Source organism: Brevundimonas sp. ALps5 (genome assembly GCF_058681645.1).
Map to the genome: position 1 here is coordinate 3,941,527 of NZ_CM178744.1, position 16,780 is coordinate 3,958,306.

The 16,780-nt window shown below is 68.4% G+C and carries 18 protein-coding genes; 7 read left to right on the plus strand and 11 right to left on the minus strand.

Annotated elements, in window-relative coordinates; translation table 11 throughout:
- Window positions 1–27 precede the first annotated feature (27 nt).
- Genes ruvX through pyrC form a run of 4 tightly spaced genes read left to right on the plus strand, consistent with a single transcriptional unit; the run spans window position 28 to window position 3,705 of the window.
- Window positions 28–507 carry a Holliday junction resolvase RuvX gene (gene ruvX, locus ACW172_RS18885; protein WP_492035021.1) on the plus strand — a complete coding sequence of 160 codons (480 nt, stop codon included), beginning with the start codon at window positions 28–30 and terminating at the stop codon, window positions 505–507.
- On the plus strand, window positions 498–1,427 hold the full coding sequence (locus ACW172_RS18890; protein ID WP_492032924.1) for an AEC family transporter: 930 nt from the start codon (window positions 498–500) through the stop codon (window positions 1,425–1,427). The genes ruvX and ACW172_RS18890 overlap by 10 nt, the downstream gene beginning before the upstream one ends.
- 23 nt (window positions 1,428–1,450) lie before the next feature.
- The gene (locus ACW172_RS18895) at window positions 1,451–2,431 is read left to right on the plus strand and encodes an aspartate carbamoyltransferase catalytic subunit (protein WP_492032925.1); all 981 of its coding nucleotides are present in this window, start codon (window positions 1,451–1,453) and stop codon (window positions 2,429–2,431) included.
- On the plus strand, window positions 2,428–3,705 hold the full coding sequence (gene pyrC, locus ACW172_RS18900; protein ID WP_492032926.1) for a dihydroorotase: 1,278 nt from the start codon (window positions 2,428–2,430) through the stop codon (window positions 3,703–3,705). The genes ACW172_RS18895 and pyrC overlap by 4 nt, the downstream gene beginning before the upstream one ends.
- A gap of 164 nt (window positions 3,706–3,869) precedes the next feature.
- Here pyrC and ACW172_RS18905 read toward each other — a convergent pair whose 3' ends face one another.
- The gene (locus tag ACW172_RS18905; RefSeq protein ID WP_492032927.1) at window positions 3,870–4,784 is read right to left on the minus strand and encodes a glycerophosphodiester phosphodiesterase family protein; all 915 of its coding nucleotides are present in this window, start codon (window positions 4,782–4,784) and stop codon (window positions 3,870–3,872) included.
- A gap of 146 nt (window positions 4,785–4,930) precedes the next feature.
- On the opposite strand from ACW172_RS18905, the gene plsY reads away from it, so the two are divergent.
- The 3 genes from plsY to ACW172_RS18920 all read left to right on the plus strand — a co-directional run bounded on the left by plsY (window position 4,931) and on the right by ACW172_RS18920 (window position 7,625).
- A complete protein-coding gene (gene plsY, locus ACW172_RS18910) occupies window positions 4,931–5,569 on the plus strand; it encodes a glycerol-3-phosphate 1-O-acyltransferase PlsY (protein ID WP_492032928.1) in 639 nt (212 codons plus the stop codon).
- Complete coding sequence (gene dprA, locus ACW172_RS18915) at window positions 5,566–6,645, plus strand: DNA-processing protein DprA (RefSeq protein ID WP_492032929.1); 1,080 nt, start codon at window positions 5,566–5,568, stop codon at window positions 6,643–6,645. Before plsY ends, dprA begins: the two co-directional genes overlap by 4 nt.
- Before the next feature lie 98 nt (window positions 6,646–6,743).
- Window positions 6,744–7,625 (plus strand): helix-turn-helix transcriptional regulator, encoded by an 882-nt coding sequence (locus ACW172_RS18920; protein ID WP_492032930.1) that lies wholly within the window; start codon window positions 6,744–6,746, stop codon window positions 7,623–7,625.
- A gap of 318 nt (window positions 7,626–7,943) precedes the next feature.
- Here the strand turns inward: ACW172_RS18920 and ACW172_RS18925 are convergent, their stop codons facing one another.
- The 10 genes from ACW172_RS18925 to ACW172_RS18970 all read right to left on the minus strand — a co-directional run bounded on the left by ACW172_RS18925 (window position 7,944) and on the right by ACW172_RS18970 (window position 16,775).
- Window positions 7,944–8,156 carry a hypothetical protein gene (locus ACW172_RS18925; protein ID WP_492032931.1) on the minus strand — a complete coding sequence of 71 codons (213 nt, stop codon included), beginning with the start codon at window positions 8,154–8,156 and terminating at the stop codon, window positions 7,944–7,946.
- 83 nt (window positions 8,157–8,239) lie between these two features.
- Window positions 8,240–8,392, minus strand: coding sequence for a hypothetical protein (locus tag ACW172_RS18930; protein ID WP_492032932.1), 153 nt, complete (start codon window positions 8,390–8,392; stop codon window positions 8,240–8,242).
- 356 nt (window positions 8,393–8,748) lie between these two features.
- The gene (locus tag ACW172_RS18935) at window positions 8,749–10,014 is read right to left on the minus strand and encodes a serine hydrolase domain-containing protein (RefSeq protein ID WP_492032933.1); all 1,266 of its coding nucleotides are present in this window, start codon (window positions 10,012–10,014) and stop codon (window positions 8,749–8,751) included.
- 28 nt (window positions 10,015–10,042) lie between these two features.
- Window positions 10,043–10,993, minus strand: coding sequence for a GTPase Era (gene era / locus ACW172_RS18940; RefSeq protein ID WP_492035022.1), 951 nt, complete (start codon window positions 10,991–10,993; stop codon window positions 10,043–10,045).
- Between the two features lie 5 nt (window positions 10,994–10,998).
- Entirely contained in the window at window positions 10,999–11,712 is a 714-nt protein-coding gene (gene rnc / locus ACW172_RS18945) for a ribonuclease III (RefSeq protein WP_492032934.1), read from the minus strand.
- Window positions 11,712–12,854, minus strand: a complete 1,143-nt coding sequence (gene lepB, locus ACW172_RS18950) for a signal peptidase I (RefSeq protein WP_492032935.1) — start codon at window positions 12,852–12,854, stop codon at window positions 11,712–11,714. The genes rnc and lepB overlap by 1 nt, the downstream gene beginning before the upstream one ends.
- A 62-nt stretch (window positions 12,855–12,916) precedes the next feature.
- Window positions 12,917–13,318, minus strand: a complete 402-nt coding sequence (gene acpS, locus ACW172_RS18955) for a holo-ACP synthase (protein WP_492032936.1) — start codon at window positions 13,316–13,318, stop codon at window positions 12,917–12,919.
- The gene (locus tag ACW172_RS18960; RefSeq protein WP_492032937.1) at window positions 13,315–14,064 is read right to left on the minus strand and encodes a pyridoxine 5'-phosphate synthase; all 750 of its coding nucleotides are present in this window, start codon (window positions 14,062–14,064) and stop codon (window positions 13,315–13,317) included. The genes acpS and ACW172_RS18960 overlap by 4 nt, the downstream gene beginning before the upstream one ends.
- A 14-nt stretch (window positions 14,065–14,078) precedes the next feature.
- The gene (pyrE, locus tag ACW172_RS18965) at window positions 14,079–14,663 is read right to left on the minus strand and encodes an orotate phosphoribosyltransferase (protein WP_492032938.1); all 585 of its coding nucleotides are present in this window, start codon (window positions 14,661–14,663) and stop codon (window positions 14,079–14,081) included.
- Between the two features lie 15 nt (window positions 14,664–14,678).
- Window positions 14,679–16,775: a RelA/SpoT family protein gene (locus tag ACW172_RS18970; protein WP_492032939.1), complete on the minus strand. Its 2,097-nt coding sequence runs from the start codon at window positions 16,773–16,775 to the stop codon at window positions 14,679–14,681.
- Between the last annotated feature and the right edge of the window lie 5 nt (window positions 16,776–16,780).

Sequence of the window (16,780 nt, forward strand, 5' to 3'; positions counted from 1 at the left end):
CGGCCTCGCCTGCCCTATGCAGCCCCCGTGCCCGTTCTCGACCTTCTCGACCTGCCCGCCGCCTGCCCGCCCGGAACGCCCTGGCTGGGACTGGATCTCGGCGAGAACACCATCGGGGTCGCCGCCTCCGACGTCAGCCGGATGATCGCCAGCCCGCTGGAACTGATCCGCAAGGCGAAGTTCACCCAGGACGCCGAGCGTCTGATCAAGATCATGAACGGCCGCAACGTCTCGGCCCTGGTCATCGGCCTGCCGATGAACATGGACGGCACCGAGGGGCCGCGCGCCCAGTCGTGCCGCGCCTTCGCCCGCAATCTGGATCGCATCCGGCCGACCAACGTCGCCTTCTGGGACGAGCGGCTGTCGACGAGCGCCGTCGAGCGCTTCCTGATCGAGGATCTCGATCTCAGCCGCAAGCGCCGCGCCGGGGTCGTGGACCGCACCGCCGCCGCCTGGATCCTCCAGGGCGCGCTGGACCGCGTTCGGGATCAGGCGACATGGGTCTGATCCCCATGGTGGCCGGGGTGATGCCGGTCTTCGTCCTGATCGCTCTCGGCTATGGCCTGCGCAAGTCGGACTTCCTGCCCGACGCGACCTGGCGGCCGATCGAGAAGCTGTCGATCAACTTCATGTACCCGGGCTTCCTGATCCCCTCGATCTGGGGCGCGGACATGTCGGGCGGCGGCGCCGGCGCCGCGGCCGGCGCGGCGGTGACCGCGGTCATCATCGTGGCGCTGGGCACCTTCGCGGCCAAACCCTTCATGACCATCGACGGCCCGGGCTACACCAGCGTCTTCCAGGGCACGATCCGGTGGAACAGCTTCGTCTTCCTTCCGGTCATCCAGGCGGCCTTCGGCGAGAAGGGACTGGCGCTCGCGGCCGTCATGATCGCCAGCATCATTCCGGTGACCAACATCCTGTGCGTCGGCGTTCTGGCCCGCTGGGGCGCGGATCAGCGCGGCATGCGGCCGGTGGCCCTGGTCAAGGCCATGCTGGCCAATCCGATCCTGCTGGCCTGTCTGATCGGTCTGGCGCTCAACTTCGCGCGCGTCCCCTTCATCCCCGGCGTCACCGAGACGCTGAAGCTGCTGGGCTCGGCCGCCCTGCCGACCGGCCTGATCATCGCCGGAGCGGGCCTGAGCTTCGCCGAGGTGGCGCGGCGCAAGGTGACCATCGCCGGCGTCTCCTTCGTCAAGCTGATCATCATGCCGCCGCTTATGTGGGGCCTGTGCATCCTGTTCGGCGGCGACCATCTGGCCCAGGGCGTGGCCATGCTGTGCGGCGCGGCCCCCGGCGCGGCGGCGGCCTATCTTCTGGCGCGGCAGATGGGCGGCGACGCCCCCCTGATGGCCGGCATCATCGCCCTGACCATGGTGATCAGCGCCCTGATGATCCCGTTACTGCTGTTCATCTATCATCTGACCTGAGCAAGGGTTATAGCCCGGCCTCGATGACCGATTCAGCCACCGTCACCGACCTGATCTCCGAACGACTGATCCCGTTCCCGTCCCCCCATTTCCTGTCCGCCGGCGATCTCAACCCGCCCGCCGCCCTGGGATTGCTGGACCTCGCCGACGCCTTCGTCGACTTCAACCGTCAGTCGGCCAAGTCTCTGGACCTGATGCACGGCCGCACGGTCGTGAACATCTTCTTCGAGAACTCGACACGCACCTCGTCCTCGTTCGAGATCGCGGCCAAGCGGCTGGGCGCGGACGTGGTGACCATGCCGGTCTCCGCCTCCTCCGTGGCCAAGGGCGAGACCCTGATCGACACGGCGGTGACCCTGAACGCCATGAAGCCGGACATTCTGGTGATCCGTCACGCCTCGTCCGGGGCCGCGGCCCTGCTGTCCCAGAAGGTCGGCTGCGCGGTGGTCAACGCCGGCGATGGTCGTCACGAGCATCCCACACAGGCCCTGCTGGACCTGCTGAGCCTGCGCCGCGCCTTCGGCGAGGTCGGCGGCCTGACCATCGCCATCTGCGGCGACATCGCCCACAGCCGCGTGGCCCGCTCCAACGTCATCCTGCTGTCTATGATGGGCGCTCGCGTCCGCCTGATCGGCCCGCCGACGCTCGTGCCCGGCGACGCCGACCGCTGGGGCTGCGAGGTCTTCCACGACATGCGCGAGGGCCTTGCGGGCTGCGACGTGGTCATGATGCTGCGCCTGCAGCTGGAGCGGATGGAAGGGGCGCTGGTCCCCTCGACGCGTGAGTATTTCCGCTTCTGGGGTCTGGACCGCGAGAAGCTGGCCTGGGCCGCGCCCAATGCCAAGGTCATGCACCCCGGGCCGATGAACCGCGGCGTGGAGATCGATTCCGACGTCGCCGACGACCTGACGGTCTCCCTCATTCAGGATCAGGTCGAGATGGGCGTCGCCGCCCGGATGGCCATCCTCGCCTCCCTCGCCAATCTGCGGGGAGCCGCCCGATGAGCGCTGTCGCCATTCTCAACGCCCGCCTGCTTGACCCGGCGACCGACTACGACGGCCCCGGCGCCCTGCTGATCGAGGATGGCAGAATCCTCGAGGTCGTGCGCGGCGGCGCCACCCAGGTCCCCGCCGGCGTCGAGGTCGTGGACGCGGGCGGCAAATGCCTGGCTCCCGGCCTGATCGACATTCGGGTCAAGACGGGCGAACCGGGCGCCGAGCCCAAGGAAACGCTGAAGTCGGCCAGCCTGTCGGCGGCGGCGGGCGGGGTCTCGACCATCGTCATCCAGCCCGACACCGACCCGGCCGTCGACGATCCGGCCATGGTCGACTTCATCCAGCGTCGCGGCGCGGCCCTGAACCTCGTCAACGTTTTCGCGGCGGGCGCGGCGACGAAGAACCGAGACGGTCAGCGCATGGCCGAGATCGGCCTGATGGACGAGGCCGGCGCCCTGTATTTCACCGACGGCGACAGGGTCATCGCCAACAGCCGCACCCTGCAGCGGGTGATGAGCTACGCCGCCGCCTTCAACGCCCTGATCGCCTGCCGTCCTGCCGATCCCTGGCTGACCGAAGGCGCGGTCGCCACCTCCGGCGAGCTGGCGACCCGTCTGGGCCTGTCCGGCGCCCCCGCCATCGCCGAACGCATCCAGCTGGAGCGTGACCTGGCCCTGGTCGAACAGACCGGCGCGCGGTTCCTGGTGGACCAGATCTCGACCGCCGGCGCGCTCGAGACTCTGGCGCGTGCGCGGGCGAAAGGGCTGGAGGTCGCGGCCTCGGTCTCGATCAACCACCTGTGCTTCAACGAGATCGACATCGGCGACTACCGGACCTTCTACCGGCTGGATCCGCCGCTGCGGCCCGAGAGCGACCGTCAGGCCCTGATCGAGGCGGTCCGCGACGGCCTGATCGACATCATCACCTCGGCCCACGCCCCGGCCCCCGCTGAGGACAAGCGCCGCCCGTTCGGCGAGGCCGCGCCCGGCGCCGTGGGCCTGGAGACCCTGCTGTCGGCGGCCCTGATGCTGCACCACGAGGACGGGCTGGAACTGCTCGACATCCTCCGCCCCCTGACCCACGGCCCGGCGAGCCTGCTGGGTCTGGACAGCGGCGTGCTGGCCGCCGGCGCCCCCGCCGACCTCGTCCTGTTCGACCTCAACGCCCCCGTCGTGGTCGATGCGGCGAAGCTGAAATCCAAGTCCAAGAACTCGCCCTTCGACGGGCGGATGCTTCAGGGCAAGGTGCTGGGGACCTGGGTTTCGGGAAGACGCGTCTTCTGACCTGATCCTTCTCCCCTTGCGGGAGAAGGTGCCCCGGAGGGGCGGATGAGGGGTCGTGCCGATGTCTGAACTCGGCGCGCGCAAACCCTCACCATCCTCGACGGCGTGCCCCCTCATCCGTCACGCTTCGCGCGCCACCTTCTCCCGCAAGGGGAGAAGGAAGACTAGCGACGGCAGCTATTCGCCTTCGCCACTTCCGCGCCCAGCACCGACTTCACCGCCAGCGGCGTGTCGGTGGCGATGACCGTCACACCCTGATCGAACAGGCCGCGGTATTCGCTGACGTCGCCGTCGGCGGCGAAGACCCGGTCCAGCGCCCGGTCCGAACCGCCCAGGGTTCCGAACTGGGCCTCGACGCCCACGGCCTTCATCGCGCTCCACAGGGCCGGATCAGGACGGCCGGCGCCGGTCCAGGCGAGGATCTGCGGACGACGCAGGCCGTCCAGCTCGGCCACCGACTTGACCCCGGCCGAGATCATCATCTCCGGCGCCATATCGGCGACGGCGCGGGCGGTCTCGGGGGTGTAGGTGATCAGGATGACCCGGTCGGCGGCGCCGACGCGGCGGACCTCGTCGATGACCGCGCGGGCCAGCGTCAGCGTCGCGGCCTCGGAGGCGGGCTTCAGGTCGATGCTGGCGATGGCGTGGACCTGACCGGCGGCGGCGAGCGCCTCGGCCAGGGTCGGCGGCGCCTCGTCGGTCAGATGGCCGTCGGGCGCCCGCAGCCGGGCCGTCTTGAACTCCGCCATCGTCAGGTCGGCGACCTTGCCGTGACCGGTGGTGGTCCGCTCCATGGTGTCGTCGTGCATCAGGCCCAGCTGGCCGTCGCGGGTCAGGACGGCGTCGATCTCGACGATGGCGTTGGGAATGGTCCGGCCCGTGGCGCGGATGGCGGCGAGCGAGTTCTCCGGCTGGTCGTCGGCCGACTGGCCCCGGTGCGCCGAGATGACGATCCCGCCGTCGCGCACACAGTCGAACCAGGCGGCCAGATGCGGCCCGGACGACCCGGCGCGCGGCGTCGCGGCGCATCCGGTCAGAAGGGCGGCGACCGCAGTAGCGGCGAAAACGGAACGGATCATGCGTGAACTCCACAGGCGGCCGGACCAAATCCGCAACACCGGGCGAGGTCAAGACAAGGTTTGACAACCGGGGATGATCAGACGCTTGCCGTCACGTTAGTCGCGACGCATCGTGCCGCGAAACACCATACGGGGAGCGAATCACCTTGCAGGATCTTGTGGCGCCGGCTCTGGGCTCGTTGGCCCTCGTAGCGGTCGGCGGTTATCTGCTGGGCTCGATTCCCTTCGGCGTGGTCATCACCCGGGCCGCGGGCGCGGGCGATGTGCGCAACATCGGCTCCGGCAATATCGGCGCGACCAATGTGCTGCGCACCGGCCGCAAGGATCTGGCCCTGGCCACCCTGCTGCTCGACGCCGGCAAGGGCGCCGTGGCCCTGCTGATCGCGCGCTGGCTGTTCGGGTCCGAGCTGGCGGGCGCCATCGCCGGCGGCGCGGCCTTCATCGGCCACCTCTTCCCGGTCTGGCTCAAGTTCAAGGGCGGCAAGGGCGTCGCGACCTTCTTCGGCCTGCTGATCGCCGCCCACTGGCCTCTGGGCCTGCTGGCCGGGGCGACTTGGCTGATCGTCGCCTTCCTGCTGCGTTATTCTTCGCTGGCCGCCCTGATAGCGTCCTTCATGGCCCCGATCTATGCGTTCCTGCCGATCCCGGCGCTCGGCCTTCCGGTCGGGGAGCCGATCATTCTTCTCGCCTTCGTCACGGCGGTGCTGATCTGGATCCGCCACCACGAGAACATCGCCCGCCTGCTCAAGGGGACAGAGCCCCGCATCGGAGCGAAGAAGGCGTGAGCCTCCCTGACGCGGAACGGTTCGCCCGCCTGCGTCTCGCCCGCGCCGACCGCGTTGGCCCCGTCTCCTTTCGCCAGTTGCTGGACCGCTTCGGCTCAGCCGTTCGCGCGCTGGACGCCCTGCCCGATCTGGTGCGCAAGGGCGGCTCGAGCGGCTACGCCCTGCCCCCCACCGACCGCATCGAGGCCGAGCTGGCCGCCGGGGAGAAGAAGGGCGCGCGGCTGCTGGTCTTCGGCGACGCCGACTATCCGCCCATGCTGGCCGCGGTCGATCCGCCCCCGCCCCTGCTCTGGACCCTCGGCGACGTCGCCCTGCTGTCGAGGGAAGCCGTCGGCGTGGTCGGCGCCCGCATCGCCTCGGCGGGCGGCCAGAGGATCGCGCGCGGCCTGTCGCAGTCCCTGGGTCAGGCCGGCTTCATCGTGATCTCGGGCCTCGCGCGCGGCATCGACGCGGCGGCCCACGCCGGGTCTCTGGAGACCGGGACGGTGGCGGTGCTGGGCGGCGGGGTCGACGACGTCTATCCGCCCGACAACGCCGACCTCTACGCCCGGATCGTCGAGCGCGGCTGCGTCGTCTCCGAAAGCCCGATGGGCGCCCGGGCCCAGGCGCGCGACTTCCCGCGCCGCAACCGCATCATCTCCGGCCTGTCGCGCGGGATCATCGTGGTCGAGGCCGAGCTCAAGTCCGGCTCCCTGATCACCGCCCGACTGGCGGCGGAACAGGGTCGCGACGTCTTCGCCGTGCCCGGCTCCCCGCTCGACCCGCGCTCCAAGGGCCCCAATGAACTGCTGCGTCAGGGCGCCATCCTGTGCGAGGGGATCGACGACGTCCGCCGCGCCTTCGAAACCCTGCGCACCCTGTCCGAACCGCCCGCCGACGCCTTCGGCGACATGCCGGACGCGGTCGATCAGGCCCTCATCGACCGCGTCGCCGCCCTGCTCTCCCCCACCCCCACGCCCCGCGACGAACTGGCCCGCGCGTGCGGCGCCCCCGTCAGCCATGTCGCGGCCGCCCTGCTTGAGCTCAGCCTGGCGGGGCGCGCGACCCTGCTGACGGGCGGACTGGCGAGTTTGTAGGGTTTCCCAAATAAATCGGAGGCCGCCAAGGCTGATCACCGGTTGAGCGGAGCCATTTGCACCCTAAGAACGGGCGTACAGACTTTCACGCGCGGACCATGGCCTCTTCACTCGACCGACTGACGGAACAGGAGCGCAGACTCCTGACCCTCCTGGCCCAGGGACACACCGCCAAGACCATCGCCAATGCCGAAGGTCTATCGGTCAATGTCGTCAACGAACGCCTGCGCTCGGCGCGGCGAAAGACCGGGGCCGTCAGTAGCCGAGAATTGGCCCGCCTTCTTGATCGCGAAAACCCACAGGAAAATCGGAACAAGTTTTTCGGCGTTGAGGCCGAACTCAACGCCCCGCATCCCGGTCGGAGCCCGGGTTCCGCGAAAGGCGCAGGCCGGTGGCTTGTCGGGAGTGTCGCCGTGGTGTCTGGAATTCTGGTGTTGATTGGCATCGCCAGCTGGTGGGCCGGGACGCAAACCCCGCGCGAGGCCCCAGGGCGCGTGCCGATGCCTCAGCCTGACATTGCTCAGACAGGCCCCCATTGGCGGGCGATGACGGGCTCTACCGCACTGCCGGCGATCACCTACTTCGTACCCTCGCCGGACGGGCGCGCCGGGGTGTTCGTCCCGCGCGTAGTGCTGGGCTGCAAAGACATCTCGATAGCCGTAACGGTGCGCGGCTTCACGCCCCGGCCCGCGTGGCCTCAACCCGACCTGACCACCCAAATCGGAGACGTGAAACGGGTCGGCTCTCCGACGGCGGTCGCGTCTGCGACCGGACCAACTCTCGGGTACAGATTCGCAATCGCCGACGAGGTGCTGCAACCGCTGGGACGCGGCGAGCCGGTATCCTTCACGTTCAACGGCGAGACCCAGACCTTCCCGACGATCCCCGAAGACCTGCGGTCGGCCTTCGTCACGAACTGCGCCGTACTGGTCCATCCAGGCATGAGGCGGCGCGGAGCGGCCAGCGACCGCGTTTACTGAGGCGGACGAGGCCCGTGCTGGGCGTGCTGATCGCGGGGGCGACGGAGCTGTCCTGGGCGAAGGGCTGGAAGGGCCGGTCGCGGAAGGACGGGGAGACGCCCGGGCCCTGATCGCTGATCGCGATGCGGACCGGCAGCGTCTCCCTGAGCGACATCTCTAACCGCGGCGCGATCTTCGTCATCGCCCTGCCGCGCATGGATTCCGAGGTCGAGCTGGACCGGGCGCGGGCGTAAAGCATCAGGCAGCCACATGCGGGCCGCAGCAAGACAAAAGGCCCTCTGCTATCACAGAGGGCCTTAAGCTGACGGGCTATGTCCTTTAGCCGGCGACCCCGTCGCAGTCGGGGTCGAGTTGCGGCTCGGTGGCCACACACTCCAGCGTCTTGCGATCGCAGATGAACTCGAAGACATAGCAGACGACCGGCGGCTCTTGGGCCAAAGCCGGGGCGGCGCTCAGCGCAACAGCGCCGGCAGCCATAGGCGCGATCAGGGCATTGGCCGTGAACGCGCTCGCGACGAACTTCCTCAACATCATATCCCTCCAAGCTCCACAATGGAGCCCACGGAGCTTGGATCAGCGGAAACCGATGCACAATCTTGAATTGTTATTTTGATTCAATTCTCCTTAAAGAGGCGCTCCTCGACAACTAGTTCTCCGCGATCACCGAAGGCTTTGCGGCCCACCCGGCCGCCCGCATCACGGTAGACGTTGAACTGAAGCCAGCGGGCCTTCTCCTCCGTGCCGCTGTGCTGGAACAGCCCGGACATGTCCACGCGGCCGTTGTATAGGGCCAAGGCGTCCGGCCCGATCCCGCAGCCCACCGGCTCTTCGGTTGCGACTTCGCATTGGGTTAGCGGCGCGCCTGTTCCCCCGTAGAAGCACGAGAGGACAACCCGGGCGACCAGGGGTCTGCAGTCAGGGGTCGCTACAGCCTGGACGGGCGGTGACTGTGCGGCACAGGCCGCCAATGAAAAAGCGAACCCGCTGGCGGCCAAAGCCTTGGCTAGTGACAAAGCGTCCCCCAAAATCCTTACCCAACCGCAGGATGCAATCTTGCGCACAACAACCCGCTTCGCAAGCCGCGAACGGAGGGCTCTACGTTTTCGGTCAGGTAGCCCCGTCCTCAATCCGGCCGCGCCAGCGCCCCTCGCGCGGCGGGTCTCACCGGCGACCCCGTCCTCGGGAACTCCCTTCCCAGAGCCTCCGCCATGGCCTGTTCGGCGATCAGGAAGACCTGATCCCGCTGGTGGTAGTTGTTGGACAGGACGATCACCGTCACATCGGCGTCGGGCTGATAGGTGATCAGGTTGCGGAAACCCGACCAGCTGCCGGTGTGATAGACCTGCAGGTCCTCGAACGACGGCGACACCATCTCGCCCAGCCGCTTGGTGAAGATGCCATAGCCCCAGGTGCGGCGCGTGCGGCCGCGCTCATCCGGCGTATCGGCCGGGGCGTGGTCGGCCAGCATCTGGCCATAGCTGAACGGCGTCAGGACGTGACCACGGTGCAGGGCGCGCTCCCAGGCCAGCATGTCGTCCAGCGTCGAATAGATGGCCCCGGCGCCGATCACGATGCTGACGTTCGGAATGGTCTGGGCCGCGAGACCTGACGGATAGTTGGCATAGCCCATGGCCACATCGGGAGCGTCGCCGAGGCCGGTGCGATCCATGCCCAGCGGTGCGAAGATCGCCGTCTGCATATAGGTCTCGTACGGCATGCCGCTGGCCTTTTCGACGATGGCGGCGGCCAGGTTGAAGCCCGCGTTGTCGTAGGAGACCTTCGATCCCGGCTCGAACCGCAGGGGGAAGCGTTTGGAGTCTTCCGTCAGCTCGGCCAGAGTCGCCGGCGTCACCCGCCGCATGCCCCAGTAGGGCCGCGCCATCAGGTCGGGAATGCCCGAGGTGTGCGACAGCAGGTGGTGGATCTTGATCCCCGCCCAGGCGGCCGGGCACGGCTGGATCCATTTGCAGACCGCGTCATTGATGGTCAGCTTGCCCTGATCCTGCAGCTTCAGGATGGCGGCGGCGGTGAACTGTTTGCTGATCGAGGCCAGGCGATAGCGGGTCTCGATGGTCGCGCGCTCGCCCTTCGATACCTCTGCTGGACCATAGGCCTGACGGAACAGGACCTTATCGCCCTTCGCCACCAGCACCGCCCCCATGAAGCGCGGCTGGGCGTCCAGCGCGGCCTTCAGCTTCGGCAGGTCCTCGACCACCACCACGGGCGGGCGCAGCGGCAGCTGGGCGATCTGCGGGTGAACGCGCTCGGGCTGGCCGTGCCCCCGCGCCAGCACCACGCCCCCGGTCACGAGCAGCGCCAGGATGACGACGGCCAGAAGGCCGATCAGCAGTCGGGGCGGGCCGCCGACAGTCTTGGGAACGATAAACAAACGCGAACCTTGAAAACCGGACGCCGGATCAGACGTCGTAATCCAGACCGAACTGGGCATAGAGGGCCCGGCTGTCCTGCCACTTGGGATCGACCTTCACGGTGACGAAAAGATGGACCGGGCGGTCCAGCAGTTCGGTCAGCTCCTCGCGCGACTTCTGGCCGATCCACTTCAGGGTCTGGCCGCCCTTGCCGAGGATGATCGGCCGCTGGCTCTCGCGCTCGACATAGATGGTCTGTTCGATGCGGGCCGATCCGTCGGCCTTCTCGTCGAAGGCCGTGGTCTCCACCGCCGCCGAATAGGGCAGCTCCTCATGGACGCGCAGATAGACCTTCTCACGCGTGATCTCGGCCGCCAGCACCCGGATCGGCACATCGGCGCTCTGGTCCTCGGGGTAGAGCCACGGGCCGGCCGGCATCGACATGGCCAGACGCGACTTCAGGTCATCGACGCCGTCGCCGGTCTCGGCGGAGATCATATAGACCTCGGAATAAACGCCGGTTTCGAACATCTGGTGTGACAGGGCCAGCAGGGTGTCGCGGCGCATGCCGTCGATCTTGTTGAGCGCCAGGATGACCTTGGTGCCCGAGGACTTCAGGTTCTCGATGATGGTCTCGGTGTCCTCGGCCGAGCGGCGGTCGGCGGCCGTGCCGTCCTTGCCTTCCGAGGCGATGTGCGAGGGCGCGTCGATCAGGTGCACGACCACATCGGCGTCAGAGGCCCCGCCCCAGGCCGAGGCGACCATGGCCCGGTCCAGACGGCGGCGCGGGGTGAAGATCCCGGGGGTGTCGACCAGCACGATCTGGGCGTCGCCCTGGATGGCGATGCCGCGCACGGGAAAGCGCGTCGTCTGCACCTTCTGGGTGACGATCGAGACCTTTGACCCCGTCAGCCGGTTGACCAGCGTCGACTTGCCCGCATTGGGCGCGCCGATGATGGCGGCGAAGCCGGCCCTGGAATTGGGGTTCAGTTGGGTGATGTCGGTCAAATGACGCCTTCTCGTTGCAGCATGGCCGTCGCGGCGGCCTTTTCCGCATCCTGACGCGAACGTCCGGGAGCGGATATGGGTTCTAACCCCGCCACCGCCACCTGGACGGTGAAGGTGGGGGCGTGGTCCGAGCCGGAGCGGCCGGTGATCTCATAGGTCGGCAAGGGCAGGCCCCGGCCTTGCGACCACTCCTGCAGCGCGGACTTGGGGTTGGCCGTGGCGCGCTCGGGCGGACGGGCCAGTTCTTCGGCCCAGGCGCGGTCGAAGACCTTGCGCGCCGCCTCCAGCCCGCCGTCCAGATAGACGGCCGCCAGGATGGCCTCCATGGCGTCGGCGATGACGCCCTCCTTGCGGCGGCCGCCCGACTTGGTCTCGCCCGGCGACAGGCGCAAGGCCTCGCCGATGCCGAGCGCGGCCCCGACCCGCCCGCAGGCGTGTTTGTCGACCAGCGAATGCAGCCGCGAGGACAGCTGGCCCTCGTCGGCCTCGGGGAAGTCGTGGTGCAGCCGGTCGGCGACCAGCAGGCCCAGCACCCGGTCGCCCAGGAACTCCAGCCGTTCGTTGTCGCGCGGGGCCTTCGAGGTCTGGGGCGACCCGCCCTCGCCCACGCTGGCGTGGGTCAGGGCCCGGTCGAGCAGACGCGGGTCGCGAAAATCGTGACCGAGCCGGCGGACCAGTTCGGCCACCGCCTCTGTCCTTGAATTCGCCATCAGTCGAGGATGTGGAAGAAGCGGCTCGGCCGGATCTTCGAGAACCAGCTGATCGGGTTCCACAGGCTGGCGCCCGGCTTCCACGAGAACATGATGATCTGGGCCTTGCCGACCAGGTTCTCGGCCGGGACGAAGCCTACGCCCGCCGACTGCTCGACGCGGCTGTCGATCGAGTTGTCGCGGTTGTCGCCCATCATGAAGTAGTAGCCCGTCGGCACCTCATAGACCGGGGTGTCGTCCAGATCGCCGCCCGGACCGAAGTCCTGGGTCATGAAGCTCTTGCCGTTCGGCAGGGTCTCGCGGGCCTCGGTGGCGGCGCGGGCGCCCCAGGCGTCGGCGACCTCGGTGTTCGACACCAAGACGTCCTTCACGGGCGTTCCGTTGATGTAGAGCTTGTTGTCGACCATCTGGATCTTGTCGCCGGGCAGGCCGATGACGCGCTTGATGTAGTCGGTCTTGTTGTCGCGCGGCAGCTTGAACACGACGATGTCGCCACGGTTCGGCGCGCGGCCGAAGACCCGGCCCTCGCCGATCGGCAGGTTGATCGGCAGGCCGCTGGAGTACTTCGAATAGCCGTAGGACCACTTGGAGACGACGATGTAGTCGCCCTCATAGAGGTTGGGCTCCATCGAGGCCGACGGGATGGTGAAGGGCTGGAACAGCAGCACCCGCAGAACGAAGGCGATCAGAAGGGCGAAGACGACGGTCTTGATGATCTCAAGGCCTTCGCTGCCGGCGGAGCGTTCTTCGGGGTCTTCGACACGGGCGGCCTTGGGCATCTTTTCCTTCTTGGCGGAGACGGGATCGTCCTCGAACGGGGCGTCGCCGTCGTCGCTCCAGATCGGGCGCTTCGAGGCGGAGGTGGTCATGGCGGAGGCTGCGGCGGCGGCGGGAATCACGGACAGGACGCCGGGATCGGTCTCGCCCGGGGTCGGCTCCACAATCACCGGCTCATCGGTGACGGCGTCCTCGACGGGCGCTTCGGCGGTGACGATCTCGTCCTCGGGCGCGGCAGCTTCAACGGGGGCCTCGACGGGCGTTTCCTCAGGCGTTTCAACAGTCGACACGGCCTCGGCCTCGACGCCCGTCGCCGGGGTCGTTTCCGGCTCTTCCGGCGTGTGCGGCTTGTGTTCTTCGCTCATCGTTGCGTAGGCCCGATCCCCGGCCGCTTCGCGCGGCGCATGAAGGCCGCACTATAGCGTGATTACGACAGCGGCAAGGCCTCGATCACCACGAAGGCGAGTGCATAGGGGTGTTCATCGCTGAGGGTGAGATGGATTTTCGCCGTGTGGCCCGGCGGCGTCAGCCGGACCAGATGGTCGGCGGCCGGACCGGTCAGCTGCAGGGTCGGCTGGCCGCTGCGCTGGTTCACGACGCCCATGTCCTTCCAGTAGACGTCGCGGCGCATGCCGGTGCCCAGGGCCTTGGCGCAGGCCTCCTTGGCCGCGAACCGCTTGGCGTAGCTCCAGGCCGCGTCCGGCTTGCGGTCCGAGCGAGTGCGTTCGATCTCGGTGAAGCAGCGGTTCCTGAACCGGTCGCCGAAGCGGTCGAGCGATTCCTGGATCCGGCGGATGTCGCAAAGATCGGCGCCGACCCCGATGATCACTGGGGCGCCCTCGCCTCATCCATCAGGGCCCGCATCCGGGCGATGGCTTCGCCGAGACCAACGAAGATCGCCTCTCCGATCAGGAAGTGGCCGATGTTCAGCTCCATGATCTGCGGGATGGCCGCGACCGGCTTGACCGTCTCATAGTCGATGCCGTGGCCCGCATGGACCTCCAGCCCCAGATCGGCGGCCAGGGCCGCGCCCGACGTCAGGGCAGCCAACTGTTCCGCCGCCTGGGCCTCATGACCGTCGCGGAAGGCGTCGCAGAAGGCGCCGGTGTGCAGTTCGACCACCTGGGCGCCCGTGCGGTGCGCGGCGTGGATCTGCACCGGGTCGGCGCCGATGAACAGGGACACGCGCGATCCCGCCGCCTTCAGCTGGGCGACGAAGGGGGCGATCCAGTTGTGGCCGCCGGCGACGTCCAGCCCGCCCTCGGTGGTGCGCTCCTCGCGCTTCTCGGGCACCAGACAGACGGCGTGCGGCCGGTGATGCAGGGCGATGTCGAGCATCTCCTGGGTCACCGCCATCTCGAGGTTCAGCGGCCGGTGCTCATCGCGCAGGACGACGGCCAGGGCGTCGATGTCGGCGTCCGAGATATGGCGCCGGTCCTCGCGCAGGTGGGCGGTGATGCCGTCGGCGCCCGCCGCCAGCGCCTCGCGCGCCGCCCGCACCGGATCGGGATACAGGCCGCCGCGCGCGTTCCGGACGGTCGCCACGTGGTCGATGTTGACGCCGAGTCTGAGCACTGTCGCGCCGATCCCTACTTGGCCAGCCGCCGGCTACCGGGGTCCTGCACCGGGATGGCGGCCAGGTCGGCGGGCAGTTCGTCGGCGTGATAGGCGGGCACGTCCAGCGTCGCCAGGGCGATCAGGGGCACGCCGACATCGGCGCGGCCGCCCGAGCGGTCGACGATACAGGCCGCCGCGACCACGTCGCCGCCGGCTTCCTTGATCGCCGCGATGCATTCGCGCGAGCTCAGGCCCGTGGTGACGATATCCTCGACCATCACCACCTTCTGGCCGGGCTCGATCTGGAAGCCGCGACGCAGTTTGAAGGCGCCGCCTTCGCGCTCGACGTACAGCGAGGCCACCTTCAGGTGCCGCGCGGTCTCATAGCCGGGAATGATGCCGCCCACGGCGGGCGAGATGGCCACATCGACCGGGCCGACCGTGGCGACGATCTTCTCGGCCAGGGCCTTGCACAGCCGCTCGCAGCGGTCGGCGTGCATGAAGACCAGGTTCTTCTGCAGGAAGACCGGGCTGTGCAGGCCGGAGGACAGGACGAAATGCCCCTCGCGCAGGGCGCCGGCGGCTCGAAACTCGTTGAGGACGTCTTCGGTGTTCATGGGGGCCTCTTAGCCCTACCCCCGCACGCGCTCAACCGTGTCGACGGACGGATTGGTGCGCAGGGCCGCCATGATCATGGTGGCGTGTTTGGCGTCCTCGACCTCGACGTCGAAGTTCAGGTCGAAGAAGTCCTGCTGACGGTGGGTCAGGGTCAGGTTGCGGATATTGCCGCCCGCCTCGCCGATCAGGGTCGTGACCTGACCCAGCACGCCGACGCCGTTGCGCACCGTGGCGCGCAGGCGGGCGAGGCCGACGGCGCCCTGCTCGGCCTGGGGCGTCCACTGCAGGTCCTGCCAGACGCTGTCGTCGTCGGCGAACTCGGCCAGCTTCTGACAGTCGATGGTGTGGACCGTCAGCCCCTTGTCCTTCTCGAGGATGCCGACGATGCGATCGCCGGGCAGAGGGGTGCAGCACTGGCCGAAGTGGACGCTGACGCCGGGCGTCAGGCCGCCGCCGCGCACGAACAGCCGGGCGCGGGCGTCCTGGATGGGCTTGCGCTGCTGGGCCGGCTTGATCTTGCCCATCAGGGCCGGGAACAGGGTTTCGGCGACCTTGACCGGCGAGATACGCCCCCGGCCGATGGCCTCGAACAGATCGGCCTCATTGGCCACAGCCAGCACTTCCAGCGCGGGCTTCAGCGAGACGTCGACCATCGACTTGCCGGCCTTGGTGATCGTCTGGTCCAGGGTCGTGCGGCCCAGACGCAGGAACTCCTCGCGCTCGGCCCCGCGGATGTGCCGACGGATCGCCGACCGGGCCCGGCCGGTGACCGTCAGGCTGCGCCAGTCGGCGGGCGCCTCGCGCTTGGCGCCGCGGATGATCTCGACCACGTCGCCGTTCTGCAGCGGCGTGCGCATCGGCTTCAGCTCGCCGTTGATCTTCACCCCGGCGGCGGTATCCCCGACCTCGGTGTGAACCGCATAGGCGAAGTCCAGGGCCATGCCGCCGCGCGGCAGGGTGATCAGCCGGCCCTTGGGCGTGAAGACGAAGACCTGATCCAGGTACATCTCCAGCTTGGCGTGCTCGACCCAGTCCTCGCCGCCCTCGCCGTGCTCGATCACCTGGACGAGGTGGCGCAGGTTCTGCAGCGGGTCGCGCCCACCCTCGGCCTCCATGCCTTCCTTGTCGAAGCCATAGGACTGGTTCTTGTAGGCCCAGTGCGCCGCGACCCCGTCCTCGGCGACCCGGTCCATGGCCTCGGTGCGGATCTGCATCTCGATGCGCAGGCCGCCCGGCCCCACCACCGTGGTATGCAGCGAGCGGTAGTTGTTCGACTTGGGCGTGGAGATGAAGTCCTTGAACCGCTCGGGCACCATCGGCCAGGCGCGATGGATGACGCCGAGCGCGCGGTAGCAGTCGTCCTCGAACGGCACGATCACCCGGAAGCCGTAGATGTCCGACAGGGACGAGAAGCCGACCGTCTTGCGCTGCAGCTTCCTCCAGATCGAATAGGGCGTCTTCTGCCGGCCGAAGACGCGCGCGCCGCCGATGCCGGCCTCCGACAGGACCCGCTCGACCTCGGTCGACACCCCCTCGATGGCCCGGCCGTGCTCGAGCTTGAGCGCCTCCAGACGCCGCTCGATGGCCGTGCGGGCGGTCGGATTGATGTGTTCGAACGCCAGCTCTTCCAGCTCGGAGGCGATCGAATGGATGCCGATCGACCGGCCCAGCGGGGCATAGACCTCCAGCGTCTCTCTGGAGATCCGCTCGCGCTTCTCGGGCTTCACATACTGGAGCGTCCGCATGTTGTGCAGACGGTCGGCCAGCTTGACCAGCAGGACGCGGACGTCGCGGCTGATGGCCAGGATGAACTTTCTCAAGTTCTCGGCCTGACGGGTGTGCTCGGCCTGGAGCTCCAGCCGCGACAGCTTGGTCACCCCCTCGACCAGGACGGCGATCTCCTCGCCGAACATCGCCGCGATGTCGTCGCGCGTCGCCGTGGTATCCTCGACCACGTCATGCAGCAGGGCCGTGACGATGGAGGCGGTGTCGAGCTTGTAATCCGTCAGGATGCCCGCGACCTGGATCGGATGCGCGAAATAGGGGTCGCCGGAGGCCCGCAGCTGCGAGCCGTGCATCTTCATCGCATAGACATAGGCCTTGTTGAGCATCGCCT